Here is a 20270-nt window from a genome sequence, read left to right on the forward strand (position 1 = left end):
TTTCTTTGCTGCGACGGTACCAAGTGTCACCGACCCTCGTCACCGCGAGCGTAGCGGCGCAATCAGAGTTCCGCAGAGCCGCTCTGGATTGCTTCGCTACGCTTGCAATGACGACCAGGCCGTGGGTGCCGTGGAAATCACGCTGTTCGGCCAGCGAAAGGATTCGTTCATCCGCGCGAAAGGATTGTTCGATTCCAAGCAATTGCCCGCATGGTTCATGCAGTTCATCGCGCAGGGCTGGCGCTTTGCCTTATTGTCGTTAACTGTTCGGGAACATGAACAGGATTAGGGTGGGATCTGCATGATCGGGGCAGACGAACTCATCGCGCGGTGCCGTAAAGGGGCCCGGCGCTTTCTTCACGTTGCGGCTGCCGGCGCGGTGAGCCTGTCGCTCGGCGTTCTGGCGCCGGCTCAAGCACAAGTGCGGCCTCTCGCCTCTGTGCCTCTCGCGGCGGGCGCTCAAGCGGCCGGCATCGACGATGTGCAGGATTCGTTCGACTCGGTATTCGGGACCGAACGGCGCTCGCCCCGCAGCTACTCCAGCGATTTCGGCAAGCAGCTGGCTTCGGTAGCGGAGGCCTCGCGCGGGCGGATCGGCGTGGCAGCGATCGACCTGTCCAGCGGTCGCATGGTCGACGTGCTCGGCAACCAGCGCTTCCCGATGGCCAGCACCAGCAAGATCGCCATTGCCGCGACGTTCCTGGAAGGCGTGGACAAAGGCAAGTGGTCGCTCTCCAGCGAGTTCCCGCTGATGGTACCGGTGCCATCGGCGCCGTTCTCCAGTGCGATCGCCCCGGTTCGCCCCGGCACCTACATGAGCGCGCGCCAGCTGATCGAGATCATGATCACCCGGTCCAACAACTATGCCACCGACGCCTTGCTCAAGGTCGTCGGCGGACCTTCGGCGGTGAATGCCTGGGTGCGTCGCACCGGTATCGAGGAGTGGCACATAGACCGCGACATCGCGACTCTGGTGCGTGACGACGGCGCGATCGACCCCGCGCGGGTCGTCGACAAGCGCGACAGCGCCACGCCGATCGCCATGGCGCAGCTCCTCTCGGGCATCTACCAGGGCAAGTGGATGAGCAAGCAGGGCCGCGACGTCCTGCTGGGCGCTATGAGCCGCACCGTCACCGGCAAACGCCGGATACGCGCCGGACTGCCGGCCGAAGTGTCGGTCTCCCACAAGACCGGATCGCTCAACAATACCTCCAGCGATATCGGCATCATCGAGACCCCGGACGGCCGGGCCTATGCCGTGGCGATCTACGTCACCGGCCAGGGTACCCGCCCGAACCGCGAAGCCCGGATCGCCAGCATCGCCCGCACGATCTACGAAGGCTATCGGGCAGAAGGTTCTTCCTACCGCACGGCTGCCCGCTAGGGGGCCAGGCCACCGAGGCTTCCTTGGCTGTGCCCCTGGCCGCCAGGACCACACCTCTTTCGGTTCAAGCAGTCAACTTCACAAAAAAAGCGCCCCGGATTCGGTCCGGAGCGCCCTTGTCCAACGGACCACCGGGCGCGAAGCCCGGTGTCCGCGAAGATCAGTGCGGTTCGTTGTTGTTGTGCGGGGTGCTCTCCGCATCGGTGACGTCGGCAGCGGCCTTTTCGGCATCGGCGGCGATGTCGTCGGTGGTCTTCTCGGCCTTCTTGGCGGCGTCGGCGGCAGCGTTCTTCACGCCATCGGCCGCCTCGTCGGCGACGTTCGAGGCCTTGTCGCCGAGATCGCTGACGGCATCGCCCACGTCGTTGGCGGCTTCCGACATGTCACCGGCGGCCGAAGTCGCGGTTTCCGAAGCGGCATCCTGCGTCTTCTCCGAGCAGGCGGCGAGCGACAGGGCTGCAACGGCGGCAGTGGCGGCGATAACGATCTTGCGCATGTTCTCGGTATTCCCTCGTTTGCTAAAAAGCGCTTGCTGAAAAGACAAACCCTGTAAGCCCTGCCGCGGATGCGGGCAGCTTCCCCCCGTGAGGAGCGAAACTAGGCCGCTCGCGAGTACGTTTCAAGCAGTCGCGGGCAAACGGTGGGGGAGCGAATTTGTTCCCGGCCGATTGCGCTGGGCGATTTCACCGGTCTCGTCGCAGAGGCTTGCTGACGGCCAGCCTGCGCGCTGCTAGGGGTCTTGCCATGGATTCCAAGCAGCATCTCTACCTCGTCGACGGCTCGGCCTATATCTTCCGCGCCTATCATCGCCTGCCGCCCCTGACGAACCCGGAAGGGACTCCGGTCGGCGCGGTCTACGGCTATACGACGATGCTGTGGAAGCTGGCGGACGACCTCAACAAGGCCGATGGCCCGACCCACCTGGCGGTGATCCTCGACGCGGGCAGCCATTCGTTCCGCAACGACATCTACGACGACTACAAGGCCAACCGCCCGCCGCCGCCCGAGGATCTGGTCCCGCAGTTCCCGCTGATCCGCGACGCCACCCGCGCCTTCTCGCTGCCGTGCATCGAGGAGGTGGGCTTCGAGGCGGACGATCTCATCGCCTCCTACGCCCGCGAGGCGACGCGCCGGGGCTGGGACGTGACCATCGTCTCCTCCGACAAGGACCTCATGCAGCTCGTCGGCAAGTGTGCTGTCGGGGGCGGCTGCATCGACATGCTGGACACGATGAAGAACCAGCGGATCGACATTCCCGAGGTGATCGAGAAATTCGGCGTTCCGCCCGAGAAGGTGGGTGACGTTCTCGCACTGATGGGCGACTCGGTGGACAACGTGCCGGGCGTCTTCGGCGTCGGCCCCAAGACCGCGACCAAGCTGATCCAGGATTACGGCGACCTCGAAGCCGCGCTGGCCGCGGCGCCGTCGATGAAGAAGTCCAAGCTGCAGGAGCGCCTGATCGAGCAGGCCGAGCAGGCACGCCTGTCCAAGGTGCTGGTCACGCTCAAGGAAGACTGCACGCTGCCGATGGCGCTGGACGACTTCAAGCTGGACGCGATCCCGCCCGCGCCGCTGGCCGACTTCCTCGGCAGGCATGGCTTCACCAGCCTGCTCAAGCGGCTCGACGGCGGTCGCGGCAGCCCGGATCGGCCGACCCAGCTCAATCCCGCCAAGCCGGTCACCGCCGCCAGCGGTGCAAGCGAAGGCGCCGCGCGCCAGCCGCTGCCGGAATGGCCGGCGGTGGACTATGCCGCCTACGAATGCGTGCAGACGGTCGAAGCACTGGAACGCTGGGTTTCGCGCGGGCTGGCCGCGCACGTCGTCGCGATCGACACCGAGACGTCAGCGCTCGATTCGATGAAGGCGGATCTGGCCGGTATCAGCCTCGCGCTCGGCGCCAACGACGCCTGCTACATCCCGCTCGGCCATGGCGGCAGCGACATGTTCGCGGAGAAGCCGCAGCAGGTGCCGCTCGAGACGGCGCTGGCACTGCTGAGACCGCTGCTGGAAAGCGACGCCGTGCTCAAGGTGGGCCAGAACATCAAGTACGACCTCAACGTTCTTGCCCGTCACGGCATCGCGGTCGCGCCGGTGGACGATACGATGATCGTCAGCTTCTGCCTCGATGCGGGCCGCCAAATCGAAGGCATCGGCGGCGGGCACGGCATGGACGAACTGTCGGAACGCCACCTGTCGCACAAGACCATGTCGTTCAAGGACGTTTGCGGCACCGGCAAGAAGGCGATCCCCTTCGGCGAAGTGCCGCTCGACCGCGCCACGCCCTATGCGGCGGAGGACGCCGACGTCACCTGGCGCCTGCACGGCGTTCTCAAACCGCGCCTCTCTGACGAAGGCGGCACGCGCATCTACGAGCGCGTCGATCGCCCGCTGATCCCGGTCGTGGCGCAGATGGAGCGGCACGGCATCAAGGTCGACCGCGAGAAGCTGGCCGGCCTTTCCAGCCAGTTCGCCGAGGCCATAGGCACGCTGGAAGGCGAGATCTACGGCAAGGTCGGGCAGGAGTTCACCATCGGCAGCCCGAAGCAACTCGGCGATATCCTGTTCGAGAAGCTCGGCTACAAGGGTGGCAAGAAGGGCAAGAGCGGGCAATATTCCACCGACCAGTCGGTGCTGGAAGGCTTGGCCTCGCAGGGCGCGGAAGTGGCTACCCAGGTGCTGGAATGGCGCCAGCTCTCCAAGCTGCGCTCGACCTATACCGAGGCTCTGCAGGCCGCGATCAATCCGCAGACCGGCCGCGTCCATACCAGCTACAGCCTGGTCGGGGCCCAGACCGGGCGTCTGTCCTCGACCGATCCGAACCTTCAGAACATCCCGATCCGCACCGAGATCGGCCGCCAGATTCGCGACTGCTTCGTGGCCGAGCCGGGCAACGTCCTGCTCGCTGCCGACTATTCGCAGATAGAACTGCGCCTTGCTGCGCATATGGCCGATGTGCCGAGCCTGAAGGAAGCTTTCGAGCAGGGCGAGGACATCCATTCGCGCACCGCCATGGAGATGTTCGGGACGGTGGACCGCGACACCCGCGGGCGGGCCAAGACCATCAACTTCGCCATCCTCTACGGCATCTCGCGCTGGGGCCTTGCCGGACGCCTCGGCACCGAGGCGGAGGAGGCGCAGGCAATGATCGACCGCTACTTCGAACGCTTCCCCGGCATCCAGCGCTACATCGTCCACACGCTTGAGCAAGTGCGCGAGCGCGGTTATTCCGAGACGCTGTTCGGCCGCAAGACCTGGTTCCCGCGCATCGCTTCGAAGAACGGCGCCGAGCGGCAGGGCAGCGAGCGCGCGGCGATCAACGCGCCGATCCAGGGCACCAGCGCCGACATCATCAAGCGCGCCATGGTCCGCATGAACCCGGCGCTGGCGGCGGCGGGTCTCGGCCATGTCCGCATGTTGCTTCAGGTCCACGACGAACTGGTCTTCGAACTGCCCGAAGCCGACGTGGCAGCGGCGTCCGAAGTGATCCGCAGCGTGATGGCCGGCGCGGCCGAGCCTTCGGTGAAGCTGGACGTGCCGCTGGGCGTGGAGATCGGCTCCGGCCTTAGCTGGGGCGCCGCGCACTGACTCATGTAGCATAACGTCGTCCCGGACTTGATCCGGGACCGTCGGCCACGCATCGCCCAAGTCGGGGCGAGGCGCGTTCTTGCAAGATGGCGGCTGAAGAATCGCCGGCAGTCCCGAATCAGGTCCGGGATGACGCGCTATCTCCTCCGACCTGCCCCGAAAGCCCGATGAAGCGAGCCGATCGCTGAAACTGCTGCGATGCAGCATAGTTTCAGCCCCATGATCGATTTCATCGAAAGCCTGCTCGGCGGTTTGCCGGATTGGGCGGAACGTCCGTTGATGGCGCTAATCGCCGCGCTGATCGGCCTGACGCTGGCCTTCCTCGCCCATGCCTTGCTGTTCCGCGGCCTCCACCGCATTGCGCATCGCAGTGCGAGCGAGGCGGACGACATCGTCGTAAACCGCCTGAACCGGCCCGCACGCTGGGCCTTCCTTGCGATGGGTGTCGTTCTGGCAGCCCGCGAAACTCCGGCCCTTGAAGCGGTTTGGGAGCGCTTCGCGCCTTTCATCATGCCGCTGTTGACGGGCTGGGTGGCCGTCGCGGTCCTGCGCGCCTTCGTCGAAGCGATGATGGTGCGGGCCGACATCTCCGTGGAGAACAACCGCAATGCGCGCAGGCGCCGGACGCGGCTGTCGATCTTCAGCCGCATCGGCACGTTCCTGATCGTGTTCCTCACCGTCTCCGGCATGCTTGCTTCGGTTCCCGGCGTGCGAGAGATCGGCGTCACCCTCATGGCTTCGGCAGGCCTTGCCGCGCTGGCGGTGGGTGCTGCCGCCCAGCCAGCGCTCAAGGCGCTGATCGCGGGCTTCCAGATGGCGATGACCGAACCCATTTCCATCGACGATGTCATCATCCTCGACGGCGAGTGGGGCCGGATCGAGGATATCCGCACCACCTACGTCGTCGTGCGCCTGTGGGACGAACGGCGACTGGTGGTGCCGTCCAACCGCTTTCTCGAGGACACGTTCCAGAACTGGACGAAGACGACATCGCAGCTGCTCGGGACGGTGTTTCTCTACCTCGACCAGGGCACGGACATCGGTCCGATCCGCGAGGAATATACCCGCCAGATTACGTCGCACCGTCTCTGGGACAGGCGCGCGCAAGTCCTTCAGGTGACCGACTGCAAGGACAGCGCGATCGAAGTCCGTCTGCTGATGAGCGCGAAGGACGGCCCGACGCTGTTCGATCTGCGCTGCGAATTGCGGGAGGGCATGATGGACTGGATCAGGCGGAACCAGCCCGAGGCTCTGGTGCGGCGCCGCACCTTGCCCGTGGCCCCGGTGGAACTGGAGGCGACGGCCGGTTTGGCCGAACTCGTCACGGCTTCGGCGAACGGGCAGATCGGCCGGGCGAATTAGGGCGTTTACGCCCTAGAGCCCGATCGTCTCGCCCAAGCCCAGGGCCTCGCGAAAATCGGCATCGTGGCTGACGCAGATTACCGCGCCGTCATATCTCCTGAGGGCGTCTTCCAGCATTTCGACCGAAGCGAGATCGAGGTGGTTGGTCGGCTCGTCGAGGATCAACAGCCACGGCGCCTCCTGGCGCGTGAAGAGGCAGGCAAGGGCCAGGCGCATCCGCTCGCCGCCGGATAGCCAGGCAAGCTCGCGGTCCGCCCAGGCGTTGCGGAAGCCGAAGCGAGCCAGTGCGGCGCGGGCGCCATGGGGTGTCGCCTGGGGATCGAGGCGCAAGTAGGCATCGAGCAGAGTGCCGGTTTTGCCCAGCAGCGAGACATGTTGATCGAGCAGGGCGATCCGGTTTCGGTCAACGTCTATCTCGCCGCTGTCGGGGCGGTCGATCCCGGCCAGGATGCGGATCAGGCTGGTCTTCCCCGAGCCGTTTGCCCCCGCGAGCCCGACGCGCCGGGGTCCGCGCAGCGTGAGATCGAGCGGGCCGAACAACCGCTTGCCGCCCCGCGTACAGGTGATGCCCCGAGCCTCGATCAGAACGTGGTTGGAGGGGAGGCGGCTCGGCGGCAATTCGATGTGAATGGGCGCGAGCACCTCCACCTCCCGGCGAGCGGCATCCAGGCCCTGCTGCGCACGGCTCACCATTTCCTCGCCGAGTTTGCCCAATCGGCCGCCGGTCTCCTCGGCTCGCTGCTTGCGCGCGCCGAGCAGGATCCTGGGATCGCCGCCCTTCGCCGCTTCCTTGCGGCCCCTGCTGTCCCGCCGGGCCTGCTTTTCCGCTTCCTGCTGCTTTTCGCGCCGGGCGTGGCGCAAGGCATCCGCGCCGCGTTCGAGCGCTGCGGCGGCCCGGGCGCGTTCTCTGCTGCGCTGTTCGTCAAAGGCGTCCCATCCGCCGCCGACCATGTGGACACCCACGCTCGTGAGTTCGACGATGCGGTCGGCACGGCGCAGTAGGCGGCGGTCGTGGCTGGCGACGAGGGCGCCGCCGTTCCACCCTTCGAGGAGATCGGCCACGACCTTGCGCCCCGCCTCATCGAGGTTGTTGGTGGGTTCGTCGAGCAGGAGCACTTCGGGCTCGCCCAATAACAGGCTCGTGAGCATCAGGCGGGTGCGCTGGCCGCCGCTGAAGCTGGCAAGCGTCCGCTGCGGATCGAGAGCGGCAAACCCGGCAAGCGCCGCCGCTTTCTGGAACCGCTCGGCGAGGGTCCAATCGGCCAGATCGAGATCGTCGTCCGCGAACCGGCCGGTCTCGATGCGATCTAGTCGCGCGAAATGCGTGGCGAGCCCCAGTGCCTCGGCTACGCTGGCATTCTGATCGGGCGGGAGCTGGTGCAACAGGCCGACGCGGCCGTGTCGCACGATGGTTCCCTCCGAAACGGGTGCATCTCCGGCAATGGCGCGCAGCAGGGTGCTCTTGCCGGCGCCGTTGCGACCGACGAGGCCAAGCGTCTCGCGGCCGAGCGAGAAGGTTAGGTCATGGAAGAGGGGAGAACCGTCCGGAGCCGAGCAGGCCACGCGGTCGAGAGTCAGGAATGTCATGCGAACACCGGCAGATAGCGTTTGGGAAAACGGGCTATGTGCTCAGGTGTTCATCGATCCGTTCCTTAAGTTGCGACCTGCTTGTAACCGAAGCGGCCGGCCGGAACAAGTCAGGCGCCTTTCGTGCAGACCGGTGTGATCTGGAAGATCTGGTTCCAGTTCTTGCCGGTCACGAAAATACGCTGTCCCGGAGCATCCCAGGCGATTCCGTTGAGAACGGCGTCTGCGCCGTGTCCGCCTGCCCGGTCGCGCAGGCCGGCGAGGTCCAGCCAGGACGTGACTTTACCGGATTTCGGATCGATGCGGGCGATGCGATCCGTCATCCAGACATTGGCCCAGATCGCGCCCTCGATCCATTCCAGCTCGTTGAGGTTCTCGACCGGCCTGCCGTCGGCAGTGACGGCAAGCGTGCCGGTCTGCCGCATCGTCGCCGGATCGCGCAGGCGCAGGCTGGAGGAGCCGTCGCTCTGGTAGATCGTCTCGTCATGGCGAGTCATGCCCCAGCCTTCGCCTTCGTAACGGAAGGTGCCCAGCGGCTTCAGCGTCTCGCGGTCCCAGCGATAGCCGATCCCGTCCCGCCAGGTGAGGCTGATGAGTTGGTCCTCCCAGTCCACCAAGCCCTCTCCGAAGACGGACGGATCGATCTGCGCCTGGAGTATCGGCTCCAGCGTCTCGAGCGCACGCACGACGATGCGGGAATCGCCCTTCTGGCCAGTGCTTTCGTAGAGCAGGCCGCGATCGAACAGCAGGCCTTCGGTGAAGGCGCCGGTGTCGTGGGGATAGGCATTGTCGATGCGGTAGCCGCAGACCGGCACGCTCTTGGCCTGCGCGGCGGGTACGGCGGCGATGAGGCTGAGAGCGGCGACGAACACGGTGCGAAAGGTAGGAAGCATGGTGGGGAGGTGCCGCAAGGTGACGGTGGCCGCAAGAGGGGGCGGCGGGGAGAGAGGGGGCGACAGGTGAGGATCAGGCCGTCGTCTCGAACTCGACCTGGGACCGCTGGCGGTTCTTGAGGCGCTTGCTCGGGGGCAAGGCGCGCCTCGGCCAGCGGTCCCGGATCAAGTCCAGGACAACGGACTATTCAATCCCCGTGCTTCCGTTCGCGGCGGGATTCCACCATGCCGGGCGCGATGAAGCCGATGGGCGTCAGTTCCATGGCCCGCTTCTTCAGCTCGCCTTTCATGCGTTCGTACTCGGCTTCCATCTCCTCGGTCACCGTGGCGCGGCTGTCTTCGAGGGCATCCTCGAAGTCCTCGCGGCGGACCTGCTCCACTTCGGCTCCGCGCTTGCGAATGGCGGTGAGGCCGGCGCGGCGGACCACGTCTTCCAGATCGGCGCCGGTGAAGCGCTCGGTCCGCGCGGCCACATCGCGCAGGGAAACGTCGTCGGCCAGCGGCATCTTGCTCGTGTGAATGCCGAGGATATGCTCGCGCCCGGCCTCGTCCGGCGTGCCGACATAGACCAGTTCGTCGAAGCGGCCCGGACGCAGCAGCGCGGGATCGACGAGGGCAGGGCGGTTGGTGGCGCCGATCAGCACCACCGACTGCAATTCCTCCATGCCGTCCATCTCGGCGAGGATCGTGTTGACCACGCGCGAGGTGACCTGCGGCTCGCCGCCACCGCCGCCCATGCCGCGGGCGGGCACGAGGCTGTCGATCTCGTCGATGAAGATCACGCAAGGCGCGACCTGGCGGGCGCGGGCGAAGAGGCGGGCGATCTGCTGCTCGCTTTCGCCGTACCATTTCGAAAGAAGGTCGGACGACTTGATCGAGATGAAGTTCGCTTCGGCTTCCTTGGCGACGGCCTTGGCGAGCAGGGTCTTGCCGGTGCCCGGCGGACCGTAGAGCAGGAAGCCCTTGGCCGAGCGGATGCCCAGCTTGTGGAAGGCTTCCGGATTCTTCAGCGGCAGTTCCACGCCCTCCTTCAGCTTCAGCTGCGCATCGTCGAGGCCGCCGATGTCGGCCCAGCCGATATTCGGCACCTGCACCATGACCTCGCGCATGGCGGAGGGCTGGACCCGCTTGAGCGCGGCCACGAAGTCTTCGCGAAGAACCTGCAGTTCCTCCAGCACTTCGGTCGGGATCGTCCGCGCTTCGAGATCGAGCCGGGGCATGATCCGGCGCACCGCCTCGATCGCGGCCTCCCGGGTGAGGGCGGCAAGGTCTGCACCGACGAAGCCGTGGGTAGTGCGGGCGAGTTCGCCCAGGTCCACCTTGCTGCCCAGCGGCATGCCACGCGTATGGATACCCAGGATCTCGCGCCGGCCGGCTTCGTCCGGCACGCCGATGACGATCTCGCGATCGAAACGGCCGGGACGGCGCAAGGCTTCGTCGATGGCGTCCGGCCGATTGGTGGCGGCGATGACGACGACATGGGCGCGGCTGTCGATGCCGTCCATCAAGGTCAGCAGCTGCGCGACGAGGCGCTTCTCCGCCTCGCCGTGGACCTGGCTGCGCTTGGGAGCGATCGAATCGATCTCGTCTATGAAGACGATCGCGGGAGCGGCCTTGGTGGCTTCCTCGAAGACTTCGCGCAGCGCCTTCTCGCTCTCTCCATAACCGGAACCCATGATCTCGGGGCCGTTGATGGTGAAGAAGTTCGCCTCGCTTTCGTTCGCCACGGCCTGCGCCAGGCGGGTCTTGCCGGTTCCTGGCGGACCATGGAGCAGCACGCCCTTCGGCGGGGCGACCCCGAGGCGGGTGAAGAGTTCGGGATAGCGCAGCGGCAGTTCCACCATTTCGCGCAGCTGGCGGATGGTGTCGCTCATGCCGCCGACGTCGTCATAGTTGACGTCGCCGCGGGCATCATGCGCTTCCTCGAAGACTTCGCGCAATTCCACTTCGGTGTTCTCGTCGATGTGGACGATGCCGCGCGGGGTGGTGGAGACGACGTTGAGGCGGATCTGCGTTAGGGCATAGGCCGGCGCATCGAACATGCGGCGAAGCTGCGGCGGAATGTCCGCGACCTGCTGCTGGCCCGTGGTGGCGACGAGATCGCCCTGCACCATCGGCCGCGCGAAGAAATTGCGCTTGAGCGCGGCCGAGGGGCCTTGGAGGCGCATGTCTTTCTGGGCAGGGGCGAAGACGACGCGCTGCGCCGGCCGGGACTCCGTCTTGCGCACGACGACATGATCGCCGGAGCCGACTTCCGCATTGCCACGCTGGAGGCCGTCGAGGCGGATGACCTGAAGGCCTTCGTCCTCGTCATAGGCGAGCACCGCGCGCGCGACCGTGACGGTCTTGCCGGTGATTTCCAGCACGTCGCCTTCCATTGCACCGATTTCCGAAAGCGATGCGCGAGAGAGGCGGGCGATACCCTGGCCGCTTTCTTCCTGCCGGGCAGCCGCGACCTGCAGCTTCACCGTGCGTTCGTCGACATGGGTTTGGGCGTCCGCCATGGGTGTCCTTTCCATCTTCCCGATGCAGGCGCCGCGCCGGTTCGCGTGGGCCTTTCGGATGTGGACGAGAACTAGGTATCGGCGTGTCGGATTTCAAACCAGCGAACGGCCACTGCGGATCTTTCCGCGATGACTTACGAAGAACGGTGTTCCCAATCAAGCCAAAAAAAAGGCCCGGGAGTTTCCAACCGGGCCGTGAAAAGTTTTGGGAGAGGATGCCTGAAAGGCACGATCTATATGACTTGGACCCGGCTTTTGTGCAAGTGCGAAACAAGCTGTTAATAGTTGCGAAACATGCAACGGAGCTTGCGTAGGGGGAAACTGGCCCGTGCAAAATCAAATGAACATATGCAAATCAAAGTCATAGAACCTGGATCGGCTCCGCGGCCGAAGTGCGCAGGCGTCGGGGTAAGAAGTTGCCGAGCCTGCTTCTCCCGGTTGTTGCTGCGCTGCGACATGAACTCGTTTGGCCGAAGATGAGTTCATTTCAGGCCGTGGGCGGCAGTTCGAAAGAATTCAGTGCGCGAACAGGACCGCCGGGGCGCTGGCGTCCGACAGGAAGTGCGCCGTGACCCCGCCGAAGAGGAACTCACGCAGGCGGCTCTTGCCGTAAGCGCCCATGACCAGCAGTTCGGCATGGTTCTGGTTGACCGCAAGCGACAGCGTGTCCTCGGTGGAACCGCGCCGCTCGTATTCCTCGTATTCCGCGTGGATACCGTTGCGCGATAGGTAACGCAGCGCATCGGTGGTCGGGAAGCCGCCGCTTTTTTCGATGACCGTCACCAGCTTCACCGCCTGGCAGCTTTGCAGGAGGGGAACGGCGGCCTTGAGCGCACTTGCCGCTTGTTCGCCTCCGTCCCAGGCAATCACGGCGCGGCGGATCGGCAAGGAGAGGGTGCGGCCCTCCGGCAGCGCCAGCACCGGTGCGCGAGCAACCATGGCCAGCTGCCCGGCAATGCCGCTGGCGCGCGAAACCACGACGAGATCGGAGAGCCGGGCCGCGCGGGCCAGAGCGGGGACCGGGTCTTCCTCGCTGCGGATCATTTCGAAGGCCAGACCGGCCCGGGTCAGGCGGGCCTCGATCGCTTCTGCGGCGGCGTCGTCCTCTCCGCGGGCCTTTTCCAGAGCTTCGGATATGACGTAGCTGCCACCCATCGGGTCCATGGCGATATAGCGGGAAACCGGCGTATCGACGAGCACGGTGACATGACCGTCCATATGGCGGGCCAGTTCCAGCGCAGCCTCGACACGGGCTTCGGTATCGGGCTTGCGATCGGCGTTCACGAGTATCGAGCGCATGGTATTTCTCCCGTCTAGCCAGAGTAACCTATCGCACGATCGCGCAAATGCCATGACGAAGATCAAAAAGCAGGCCGCTCGATGGAGAGGCGCGCCGCCCGTTCGAACAAGTCGAGGATCACGGGCTCGCGCTCCCGGTCCCGAATCGCCGCCTCGAAATGGACCTGCTGCGTCGGACGCGGCAGGACTTCCTGCAAGGAACCGTTTGCGAGTTCTTCCCGCACCATGGTTTCCGGCAGGACCGCCGCGCCTTGTCCCCGCGCGACGATCTCGATCAGCATGCGCACGTTGTTGCAGGTGTTGAGCGCGGGGGCCGCGATCCGGTGTTGACCCAGCGTCGCCAGAGTGACGCCGTGAAGCGGGGAATGATCGGGCAGGGACCAGACCGGCAGCGGCGGGTTCGGGGGGGAACCGGCAAATCCGCCCGCCTCGGCAACCGAGCGGCCCGCCACCCAGACCAGTTCCACGGATCCGATCGGGGCGGTACGCAGCCCTGGGCTTGCGATCGGCCCGGCCAGGAACACGATGTCGCGCATGCCGGAAAGAAGCTGCTGGAGCAGGCGGGCCGTCAGGTCGAGTTCGATCTCCAGCGTCACGCCGGGGCGCTCGCGCTCGATGGCGCCGACGAAATCGGGCAGGCAGGTCGCGGCGGCGATCTCGCCGGAGCCTATGCGCACGGTGCCGGTCGCTCCTGCAAAATCGCTGGCGTCGAGCAGCACGCGTTCCAGGCCCTGCCGCAGGGGTTCGCAGTCCTGCACCAGGCGCCGACCGCGGGCGGTCAGTACCATCCGCCGCCCGTCTCTCTGGAACAGGGGAACGCCGAGTTGCTCCTCGATCTCGCGCACGCGTGCCGAAATGGCCGGCTGGGTGGTGTTGAGTCTTTGCGCTGCAGCTGCGAACGTGCCGAGCCGATCGATCCACATGAGCGTTTCGAGATGGAAGAGCGCGATACGTTTCATAATACGGACTTATTCGTTCCGATAAAAAACAATCGCTATTCCTGATGAGATGCGCTGTCTAGGTTTGCTCCAAACGGGAGAATGAGATGAACAAGATCTATCCCAGCGCAGATGCCGCGCTGGACGGGCTGCTCGAGGACGGGCTGCTGATCGCCGCCGGCGGCTTCGGCCTTTGCGGTATTCCCGAACGCCTGCTGGACGCGGTTCGCGATTCGGGCGTGAAGAACCTGACATTCGCGTCCAACAATGCAGGCATCGACAACGAAGGCATCGGCAAGCTGCTGCGCACCAAGCAGGTGGCCAAGATGATCTCGTCCTATGTGGGCGAGAACAAGGAGTTCGAGCGCCAGTTCCTCTCGGGCGAGCTGGAAGTGGAATTCTGCCCGCAGGGAACCCTGGCCGAGCGCATGCGTGCCGGCGGCGCTGGCATTCCCGGCTTCTACACCAGGACCGGTGTCGGCACGCAGGTGGCCGAAGGCAAGGAAGTGAAGCAGTTCCGGGGCGAGGACTATATCCTGGAGGAAGGCATCTTCGCCGACCTCAGCCTGGTCAAGGCGTGGAAGGCGGACGAGACCGGCAACGTCGTGTTCCGCAAGACCGCGCGCAACTTCAACGTGCCTGCCGCCACTTGCGGCAAGGTCTGCGTGGTGGAAGTGGAGGAGATCGTCCCCACCGGCTCGCTCGACCCGGACGGCATCCACCTGCCGGGCGTCTTCGTCCAACGCCTCGTCCTTGGCGCGCCCTACGACAAGAAGATCGAATTCACGACTACCCGCGAGAGGGAGACCGCCTGATGTCCTGGAATCGCGATGAAATGGCCGCGCGGGCGGCGAAAGAGCTGCAGGACGGGTTCTACGTGAACCTCGGCATCGGCATCCCGACCCTGGTGGCGAACCACGTGCCCGGCGGCATGACCGTGACGCTCCAGTCGGAAAACGGAATGCTCGGCATAGGGCCTTTCCCTTATCCTGACGAGGTCGATCCGGATCTCATCAATGCCGGCAAGCAGACGGTCAGCGAATTGCCGCAGTCCGCCTATTTCGACAGCGCCACCAGCTTCGGCATGATCCGCGGCGGCCACATCGATCTGGCGGTGCTGGGCGCCATGGAAGTGGCGGAGAACGGCGACATCGCCAACTGGATGATCCCCGGCAAGATGATCAAGGGCATGGGCGGCGCGATGGACCTCGTCGCTGGCGTGAAGAAGATCATCGTCGTCATGGAGCACAATGCCAAGAACGGCGATCCCAAGTTCATCCCGGCCTGCACCCTGCCGCTTACGGGCAAGAACGTGGTCGACATGATCGTCACCGACCTTGCCGTGTTCCAGCGGGTCGATCACGATAGCCCGTTCAAGCTGGTCGAACTGGCTCCGGGCGTGACCGCCGAGGAAGTCGCCGCTAAGACCACGGCGCATTATCTGACTTGAACGTCGTGGGCGAAATCCGCCCTCGGTGATTTTCAGGCTAGGGAGAGTTCCGAATGGCCTACACCCTGATCACTGCCAATCGGAACTACTCCAGCTGGTCGCTGCGACCCTGGGTGCTGATGAAGGCGCTCGGTATCGATTTCGTGGACCGGATCGAGCCCTTCACCGCTCCTGCCAACTACGAGGCTTTCCGCAGTTTCTCGCCTACCGGCCAGGTTCCCGCGCTGCTCGACGGCGACAGGACCTTGTGGGACTCGCTGGGCATCACGCTCTATCTGGCCGACCGTCACCCCGGCGTCTGGCCCGAGGACGAAGCGGCCCGCGCTTTCGCCCAATGCGCGGTGACGGAAATGCACGGCGGCTTTTCGGCGCTGCGCAGCGACTGCACGATGAACGTCGGCGTGCGCGTGAGGCCCAAGACGATGAGTGCAGCTCTGGTTCGAGACGTGGCGCGCCTGCGCGAGATCTTCGGCGAGGGGCTTTCCCGCTTCGGCGGTCCCTGGCTGGCGGGCGAACGTTTCACCGCCATCGACGCCTTCTTTGCGCCGATTGCCTTCCGCATCCGTACTTATGGCTTAGACGTGGGTACCTGCCAGTCCTGGGTGGATGCCGTCCTCGATCACCCGGCGATGAAGCAGTGGGAAGCCGAAGCCCTGGGCGAGGTCTGGCGCGAACGGGGCCATGAGGAAGAGCTGGCCGCCTGTGGCGAGGTGATCGCCGATTACCGCACGAGCGCTTGATTGCGGCGCCGTCTTGCCGCCGTCATGGGCTTGCGCCATGTTCCCGGCCGAACCCAACGGGAGACTTCGTTTATGGCCGACATCGCCGCAATTCCGCTGACCCGCATCGACGGCACCGCCGACAGCCTTGCCAATCACCGGGGCAAGGTCCTGCTCGTCGTCAACGTGGCATCGAAGTGTGGGCTTACGCCGCAGTACGAAGGGCTGGAGAAGCTCTATAACGACTACAAGGCCCAAGGCTTCGAGGTTCTGGGCTTTCCCGCCAACGATTTCGGCGCGCAGGAGCCCGGCAGCGACGAGGAGATCGTGGAGTTCTGCCAGGTCAATTACGGCGTCTCGTTCCCGCTCTTTACCAAGGCCGACGTCACCGGCGAGGCCAAGCAGCCGCTTTACGCCGCGCTTACCGAGACCATCCCCACCAAGCAGGGCGATGTCGAGGGCATGAAGGAGCGCTTCAAGGGCTACGGCATGACCCCGAACGACGATCCCGAAGTGCTGTGGAATTTCGAGAAGTTCCTGGTCTCGCGCGATGGCGCCGTCGTCGGCCGTTTCGCGCCGGGTACCGCGCCGCAGGATCCGCTGCTGGTGGATGCGATCGAGGGCGAACTGGCCAAGTAAGGTCAGTCTCCCAGCAGCACTAAGGGCGCCCATGTCGCGGGATGGGCGCCGCCGGGCACTTCGGCATCGTCCAGCAGGCCGAGCTGAGCGCGTCTCAAGGCATCGGCCCGGCTGGTGCCCCCGCGCGCGGTCTGCACGGTGCGCAAGGTGAGACGGCTGGCGACGTCGTCGCGGACCGGCCAGTGCGACAGCAGAAGCGAACGGGCTCCGGCCGCCACGAAGGCACGGGCCAGTCCCGAATACGTCGGCGCATTCTCGCTCTCGCCGGCGCTGGTGTCGCAGGCGGAGAGGATCACCCAATCGGCGTCGAGGTTCAGCTGGGCGATTTCGGCAGCGGTCAACAGGCCGTCCTCGCCGTCGCCTGAGGGCGTCAGCACCAGAGCAGGTTCGACGAGATTGCGGTAGGCGCCGCCGACCAGCCCGTGGGTAGCGAAGGCGATCACCCCCGCTTGGGCGAGCGGCGCCGCCTTCACCGCCGTTTCCGTGGCCTCTGCCCCCAAGAGAAGCCGGTGCTCTCCGCGAAACGATTGCGCCATGGCATGCAGTTCGTGATCGGCGCCGGGCAGCTCGGGAAGCTGCGTCAGTGCGGTTTCCACCGAATCCTCGAAGCCGGCGGTGCCTTGCCTGGTGGTCCTGTCCAGCAGCGGGGCACCTATGCCGACGAAGCCGCGAGGTCGGCTGCCGCGCTTGCCGACCGGCGACAGCGACCCGGCAGTGACCAGAGTGCTCACCGCATGGCGGCGCAGCAGCCACTCGGTCTTGCGCAGCGCCTCGGGATCCGCATCGTCGCCGAGGGGCGGCTCCGTCACTAACGTATCGAACGGTAGGGAGGCCAGCATGCCCGGTGTCAGGACCGCCAGATCGCGGCTCCCCCGCAAGGCCCGCGCGATCGGCTCTGGAAACAGGATCCGGTAGAGCTGATAGGCGGAGCCACGATCGAAGGCGGATCGCCCTTCCGTCAACACGCCGTCGTCTATCGAAGCGCGGAGCCGTCGCTGCAAGTCGGCCAGGTGCCGGGCGGCGATCGGCGTCACGGCAGTGGTGACGGCCTTGCGCGTCACCGCCATGATCACCAGTCCCTCCGCGTCCTGCCCGTAGAGCAGCAGCGCCTGACGCGGCGCCAGGCTGGCCCGCGCGGTTTGCAGCGTCGCCGGCTCGAAGCCCGTCAGCGAGGCATAGCCGGGCACGAGCGCGGCAATACTCGCGTCGAGCGTGCGCAGCCTCTGTTCGGCGGCGGCGATCCGATGGGCGGTCCCGGAGGCGCTCTCGTTTGCAGGGGCTTGGCCGAGGCCCAGCTCGCGGTCGCGCTGCTTGTGCAGATCGCGCAGCTGCGCATTTGCGGAGAGATAGGCGCGAATAGCCTCCCTGGCATCGGGGCCATGGCGATCGGCCACCGCGTCCATCGACGTGAAAGCGGTCTGAAGGTCACCCAAGCCGGCCATCTGCAAGGCATCGAAGGCCGTCTCGTGATCGCCCGCTGCAATCGCGATCCGTGCTTCCACGACGAAAGTGCCCGAAGCCTGATTGCGGAGCCGGATGGTGCCGGCGGCCGAGGCGCTGCGATCCAGCAGATGGGCGCGCAAAGGCGCCACGGCTACCTTCGCTGCGACCATGCCGGCTCCCGGATTGCCGCGGCCCGCATCGATGGCGGCGCGCTGGACAAGGCCTGAAACACGGTCGAGATTGGTCGGCAAGGCCCGCCTCGCATAAGCCGCATTGACGTGATCCAGCAGCGCTTGCGCCGGATCGAGTTCGCCCTTGGCCAGGAGCATCTTCGCCAGGCTGAGTTCGGCGCGAAGGACTTCCGGGTCTTCCGACGACGACGCCAGTCGGCGTGCCATCGCCAGAGCCTTGCGATTGAGCATGAGGGCGCGATCGACCTGACCGCCGTCCCGCACGATCCGGGCGATCTGGCCGAAGACGTTGGCTCCCGACATCGGCTGGGCCGAGGCCGGCAGCTTCTCGAAGATCGCCGCCGAGCGCTCGTAATAGGCGAGGGCTTCGTCGGAAAACCCGGCCAGGTCGAGGGCATAGGCCAGGGCATTGAACGAATAGCCGAGGTCGCGGGCATCGGGTTCGTTTTTTGCCATGCGCAAGTCGAGGGCGCGGCGCAGGATCGGCGTGGCCTGTGCATAGAGGCCGGCATCGTTGAGCGCTGCACCGAGCGCATTCAGCGCCGCCAGGGTGAGGCGATGATCCTGCGCGAGGTGTCCGGAGGCCCAGACCGCGGCGGCGCGGGCCGCTGCCACGGCGGCGGTGGAATCGCCGGCCTGGATGTGCAGGGTGCTCAGCGTGATGCCGTAGATCGCCGGCGCTTCCGCGTTACGCCCGGTGCGAAGGCTCGCGGCGGTGGCGATCGTCGCCGCCTGCTGTACCTTGGGCATGGCTTCCAGCGGCAACCCGCGTCGGTAGTCGATCAAGGCCAGCCCATAGAGCGCCGCGGCATATTCGCTGCTGTCGCGCCCGGCCAGGGATTCGCTTAGCTCCAGCGCCCGCAGCTTGTAAGCTCGCGCTTCGTCGAGCCGGCCGAGGCTGGAAAGGGCCGATCCGATGTTATTGACGATTTCCGCGCGGCGCGTCGTCATCGGCTGGCCCATGGCCGTCATCCGGGCATCGAAGCGGCGGAAGACCGCGAGCGCTTCCTCGTAGCGGCCCAGCCAGAACAGCGCCTCGCCGCGAGTGGCCTCCGCCAGCAGCAGGTCTGTCGTATCGACGTTCCCCGCCTGGCGCGCCCCGGCCAGTGCCGCGTCGATGCGCTGGAGGGCTGCCTTGGGATCGCCGGAAGTGTCGTAGTTCGCCAGAGCGCGGATCTCGTGGGCAGGCGGCGCCGTGGTCGCGGCCTGTGCCGGGCCGCTGGTCATTTCCGCCAGGAGGCCTGCCGCCAGGCAGACCCGAAGCCGCGTCTTCATGTTCACCCCCGACCGGAAGTCGATCATCGGGAACATCCCGCGTCGGCGTCGGCCTTCCCGGCAAAAGACAGGAAATCGAACGGCCGACAAGCATCCAATTGTCCAGGCTTGCAGAAAAGCGCGCTCGAGCAGGTTCAGGCGTCTCCCGTAGCGATCGGGCGAGCCGGGTCGGCGATCCACTCGCTCCAGGATCCGGGATAGAGTCGCGGTTCAGGCAGACCCGCTACGGCCATGGCGAGGGCATTGTGACAGGCGGTCACGCCGGAGCCGCAGGAAAGCACGGCGGGCCGACCGTCCAGCAGCACGGAGAAGGCGGCGGCGAGCTCGGATGCCGGGAGGAACCGTCCGTCGGATCCGAGATTGTCGCGGAAAAAGCGGTTGCGGGCGCCGGGGATGTGACCGGGAACCGGGTCGATCGGGTTGGGATCACCCCGGAAGCGTGAAGGATCGCGGGCGTCCAGCACTTGTGCGCCGCCGTTTTCCACGTTCGCCAGCACCTGGCGCGCCGACACGGGGGCGGGGACCAGCGGCTCGCCCGGCGTGAAATCGCCCGGCACCACGGATGCCGGATAACCGGTCTCCAGCGGCAGGCCCGCTTCCGCCCAGGCCTGCTTGCCGCCATCGAGCAGGGCGACCTGGGCATGGCCCATCCACCGCAGCAGCCACCAGGCGCGCGCAGCCCAGGCACCGCCGCGGGAATCGTAGACGATGACCTGTTGCTCCTGCTTGAGGCCCTGCTTGCGCAGCCAGGCTGCGAACGCGACCCGCGCGGGGAGCGGGTGGCGGCCGTTGGAGCCATCCGGCGGCCCGGCGAGATCCTCGTCGAGATGGGCATAGCGCGCCTCCGGCAAGTGCCCGGCTCGGTAACGCTCACGCCCCTTCTCGGGCTCGCCCAGTTCGAAGTCGCAGTCGAGCACGAGGAGATCCGCGCCAGCGGCGAAAAGATCGTGCAACTGGGAAACGGAAATCAGCGTGTCGTAAGCCATGGTCCTGCCTTGAAG

16 protein-coding genes are annotated in these 20270 nt (G+C 66.0%); 8 read left to right on the forward strand and 8 right to left on the reverse strand.

Annotated elements, in window-relative coordinates; genetic code table 11:
- The first annotated feature begins 121 nt into the window (after positions 1–121).
- On the forward strand, positions 122–289 hold the full coding sequence (locus L284_RS48185) for a hypothetical protein (RefSeq protein ID WP_160172093.1): 168 nt from the start codon (positions 122–124) through the stop codon (positions 287–289).
- Positions 290–301: 12 nt separating this feature from the next.
- Complete coding sequence (gene bla, locus L284_RS29400; RefSeq protein WP_021232882.1) at positions 302–1384, forward strand: class A beta-lactamase; 1083 nt, start codon at positions 302–304, stop codon at positions 1382–1384.
- Between the two features lie 160 nt (positions 1385–1544).
- Here the strand turns inward: bla and L284_RS29405 are convergent, their stop codons facing one another.
- Complete coding sequence (locus L284_RS29405; RefSeq protein WP_021232883.1) at positions 1545–1880, reverse strand: hypothetical protein; 336 nt, start codon at positions 1878–1880, stop codon at positions 1545–1547.
- Positions 1881–2128: 248 nt separating this feature from the next.
- Here L284_RS29405 and polA point away from each other — a divergent pair, with 248 nt between their 5' ends.
- Both polA and L284_RS29415 read left to right on the forward strand, forming a co-directional pair.
- Entirely contained in the window at positions 2129–4969 is a 2841-nt protein-coding gene (gene polA / locus L284_RS29410) for a DNA polymerase I (protein ID WP_021232884.1), read from the forward strand.
- 219 nt (positions 4970–5188) lie between these two features.
- Complete coding sequence (locus L284_RS29415) at positions 5189–6331, forward strand: mechanosensitive ion channel family protein (protein ID WP_021232885.1); 1143 nt, start codon at positions 5189–5191, stop codon at positions 6329–6331.
- A 12-nt stretch (positions 6332–6343) separates the two neighbouring features.
- Here L284_RS29415 and L284_RS29420 read toward each other — a convergent pair whose 3' ends face one another.
- From L284_RS29420 to L284_RS29440, 5 genes are all read right to left on the reverse strand, one after another.
- Positions 6344–7918: an ATP-binding cassette domain-containing protein gene (locus L284_RS29420; protein ID WP_021232886.1), complete on the reverse strand. Its 1575-nt coding sequence runs from the start codon at positions 7916–7918 to the stop codon at positions 6344–6346.
- Positions 7919–8028: 110 nt separating this feature from the next.
- Positions 8029–8811: a glutaminyl-peptide cyclotransferase gene (locus L284_RS29425; RefSeq protein ID WP_021232887.1), complete on the reverse strand. Its 783-nt coding sequence runs from the start codon at positions 8809–8811 to the stop codon at positions 8029–8031.
- Between the two features lie 188 nt (positions 8812–8999).
- On the reverse strand, positions 9000–11315 hold the full coding sequence (locus L284_RS29430; RefSeq protein ID WP_021232888.1) for a CDC48 family AAA ATPase: 2316 nt from the start codon (positions 11313–11315) through the stop codon (positions 9000–9002).
- A 516-nt stretch (positions 11316–11831) separates the two neighbouring features.
- Complete coding sequence (locus L284_RS29435) at positions 11832–12614, reverse strand: universal stress protein (RefSeq protein ID WP_021232889.1); 783 nt, start codon at positions 12612–12614, stop codon at positions 11832–11834.
- 62 nt (positions 12615–12676) lie between these two features.
- Positions 12677–13573, reverse strand: a complete 897-nt coding sequence (locus tag L284_RS29440; protein WP_021232890.1) for a LysR family transcriptional regulator — start codon at positions 13571–13573, stop codon at positions 12677–12679.
- A gap of 86 nt (positions 13574–13659) precedes the next feature.
- Here L284_RS29440 and L284_RS29445 point away from each other — a divergent pair, with 86 nt between their 5' ends.
- The 4 genes from L284_RS29445 to L284_RS29460 all read left to right on the forward strand — a co-directional run bounded on the left by L284_RS29445 (position 13660) and on the right by L284_RS29460 (position 16360).
- Complete coding sequence (locus L284_RS29445; protein ID WP_021232891.1) at positions 13660–14367, forward strand: CoA transferase subunit A; 708 nt, start codon at positions 13660–13662, stop codon at positions 14365–14367.
- Positions 14367–15002 carry a CoA transferase subunit B gene (locus L284_RS29450; protein WP_021232892.1) on the forward strand — a complete coding sequence of 212 codons (636 nt, stop codon included), beginning with the start codon at positions 14367–14369 and terminating at the stop codon, positions 15000–15002. The genes L284_RS29445 and L284_RS29450 overlap by 1 nt, the downstream gene beginning before the upstream one ends.
- A gap of 53 nt (positions 15003–15055) precedes the next feature.
- Entirely contained in the window at positions 15056–15742 is a 687-nt protein-coding gene (locus L284_RS29455; protein ID WP_021232893.1) for a glutathione S-transferase family protein, read from the forward strand.
- A gap of 72 nt (positions 15743–15814) precedes the next feature.
- Positions 15815–16360 (forward strand): glutathione peroxidase, encoded by a 546-nt coding sequence (locus tag L284_RS29460; protein WP_021232894.1) that lies wholly within the window; start codon positions 15815–15817, stop codon positions 16358–16360.
- Positions 16361–16362: 2 nt separating this feature from the next.
- Here the strand turns inward: L284_RS29460 and L284_RS29465 are convergent, their stop codons facing one another.
- Positions 16363–19296 carry a CHAT domain-containing tetratricopeptide repeat protein gene (locus L284_RS29465; protein ID WP_160172094.1) on the reverse strand — a complete coding sequence of 978 codons (2934 nt, stop codon included), beginning with the start codon at positions 19294–19296 and terminating at the stop codon, positions 16363–16365.
- 107 nt (positions 19297–19403) lie between these two features.
- The gene (locus L284_RS29470; RefSeq protein ID WP_021232896.1) at positions 19404–20255 is read right to left on the reverse strand and encodes a sulfurtransferase; all 852 of its coding nucleotides are present in this window, start codon (positions 20253–20255) and stop codon (positions 19404–19406) included.
- Positions 20256–20270: the final 15 nt, after the last annotated feature.

The sequence above is a fragment of the Novosphingobium lindaniclasticum LE124 genome, from assembly GCF_000445125.1.
GTDB classification, from domain to species: domain Bacteria; phylum Pseudomonadota; class Alphaproteobacteria; order Sphingomonadales; family Sphingomonadaceae; genus Novosphingobium; species Novosphingobium lindaniclasticum.

Excerpts from the sequence above, each read along its gene's own strand:
- bla (WP_021232882.1), top strand. The coding sequence starts at position 302 with ATGATCGGGGCAGACGAACTCATCGCGCGGTGCCGTAAAGGGGCCCGG.
- L284_RS29405 (WP_021232883.1), bottom strand. The coding sequence starts at position 1,880 with ATGCGCAAGATCGTTATCGCCGCCACTGCCGCCGTTGCAGCCCTGTCG.
- polA (WP_021232884.1), top strand. The coding sequence starts at position 2,129 with ATGGATTCCAAGCAGCATCTCTACCTCGTCGACGGCTCGGCCTATATC.
- L284_RS29415 (WP_021232885.1), top strand. The coding sequence starts at position 5,189 with ATGATCGATTTCATCGAAAGCCTGCTCGGCGGTTTGCCGGATTGGGCG.
- L284_RS29420 (WP_021232886.1), bottom strand. The coding sequence starts at position 7,918 with ATGACATTCCTGACTCTCGACCGCGTGGCCTGCTCGGCTCCGGACGGT.
- L284_RS29425 (WP_021232887.1), bottom strand. The coding sequence starts at position 8,811 with ATGCTTCCTACCTTTCGCACCGTGTTCGTCGCCGCTCTCAGCCTCATC.
- L284_RS29430 (WP_021232888.1), bottom strand. The coding sequence starts at position 11,315 with ATGGCGGACGCCCAAACCCATGTCGACGAACGCACGGTGAAGCTGCAG.
- L284_RS29435 (WP_021232889.1), bottom strand. The coding sequence starts at position 12,614 with ATGCGCTCGATACTCGTGAACGCCGATCGCAAGCCCGATACCGAAGCC.
- L284_RS29440 (WP_021232890.1), bottom strand. The coding sequence starts at position 13,573 with ATGAAACGTATCGCGCTCTTCCATCTCGAAACGCTCATGTGGATCGAT.
- L284_RS29445 (WP_021232891.1), top strand. The coding sequence starts at position 13,660 with ATGAACAAGATCTATCCCAGCGCAGATGCCGCGCTGGACGGGCTGCTC.
- L284_RS29450 (WP_021232892.1), top strand. The coding sequence starts at position 14,367 with ATGTCCTGGAATCGCGATGAAATGGCCGCGCGGGCGGCGAAAGAGCTG.
- L284_RS29455 (WP_021232893.1), top strand. The coding sequence starts at position 15,056 with ATGGCCTACACCCTGATCACTGCCAATCGGAACTACTCCAGCTGGTCG.
- L284_RS29460 (WP_021232894.1), top strand. The coding sequence starts at position 15,815 with ATGGCCGACATCGCCGCAATTCCGCTGACCCGCATCGACGGCACCGCC.
- L284_RS29465 (WP_160172094.1), bottom strand. The coding sequence starts at position 19,296 with ATGATCGACTTCCGGTCGGGGGTGAACATGAAGACGCGGCTTCGGGTC.
- L284_RS29470 (WP_021232896.1), bottom strand. The coding sequence starts at position 20,255 with ATGGCTTACGACACGCTGATTTCCGTTTCCCAGTTGCACGATCTTTTC.